This is a genomic window from Microbacterium sp. B19 (assembly GCF_000333395.1).
Lineage (GTDB): Bacteria > Actinomycetota > Actinomycetes > Actinomycetales > Microbacteriaceae > Microbacterium.
In genome coordinates, this window is sequence record NZ_BADA01000405.1 from 1 (window position 1) to 1294 (window position 1294).

Annotated in this window: 1 protein-coding gene; it reads left to right on the top strand. The window is 68.4% G+C overall.

What is annotated here, in order from left to right:
- Positions 1-1294 (top strand): CTP synthase (locus tag I5G_RS14330; RefSeq protein WP_022879670.1); only part of this gene is annotated, 1294 nt, incomplete at both ends.

Genomic DNA, 1294 nt, shown 5'->3' on the forward strand with positions numbered 1-1294 from the left:
GAGCGCTTCCTCGACATCGAGCTGAGCCAGGCCGCGAACGTCACGACCGGCCAGATCTACTCGCAGGTGATCGCGCGCGAGCGGCGTGGCGAATACCTGGGCGACACCGTGCAGGTCATCCCGCACATCACCGACGAGATCAAGCGCCGCATGCGCCTGCAGGCGACGGGGACGCCCCAGCCCGACGTGATCATCACCGAGATCGGTGGCACGGTGGGCGACATCGAGTCCCAGCCCTTCATCGAGTCCGCGCGTCAAATCCGTCACGAACTCGGCCGCAAGAACGTGTTCTTCGTGCACGTGTCGCTCGTGCCGTTCATGGGCGCCTCCGGCGAGCAGAAGACCAAGCCCACGCAGCACTCCGTCGCGGCCCTGCGGTCGATCGGCATCCAGCCCGACGCGCTCGTGCTCCGCAGCGACCGTCCCGTCACCGAGTCGAACAAGCGCAAGATCGCGCTCATGTGCGACGTCGACGAGGACGCCGTCGTCAACGCGGTCGACGTGCCGAGCATCTACGACATCCCGACGATGCTGCACGACCAGGGTCTCGACTCCTACATCGTCGACGCGCTCGGCATCGACAAGGCCGCCGACGTCGACTGGTCGCGCTGGCAGCGGGTGCTGCAGGCGGTGCACAACCCCAAGCACGAGGTCACGATCGGCCTCGTCGGCAAGTACATCGACCTCCCGGATGCGTACCTGTCGGTGACCGAGGCGATCAAGGCCGGAGGCTTCGCCCAGGAGACGCACGTCAAGATCACCTGGATCCCGTCCGACCTGTGCGAGACCCCCGAGGGGGCGGCCAAGGCGCTGTCGACGGTCGACGGCATCATCGTCCCGGGCGGGTTCGGCATCCGGGGGATCGAGGGCAAGCTCGGCGCGCTCCGTTTCGCGCGTGAGCAGGGCATCCCGACGCTCGGCATCTGCCTGGGCCTGCAGTGCATGGTCATCGAGTACGCGCGCACCGTCGCCGGGCTCGAGGGTGCGTCGTCCAGCGAGTTCGACCCCGACACCGTGCACCCCGTCGTCGCGACGATGGCGGAGCAGATCGACATCCTGCAGAGCGGCGACCTCGGCGGCACGATGCGCCTGGGCCTGTACCCGGCCGATCTCGCGGAGGGCTCGCTCGCGGCCGAGGTGTACGGCGCCAACCGCGTCTCCGAGCGCCACCGTCACCGCTACGAGGTCAACAACTCGTACCGTCAGCAGCTGAGCGACGCGGGCCTGGTGTTCTCGGGCCTCAACCCCGACCTCGACCTCGTGGAGTACGTCGAGCTGCCGCGCGACGGCACCC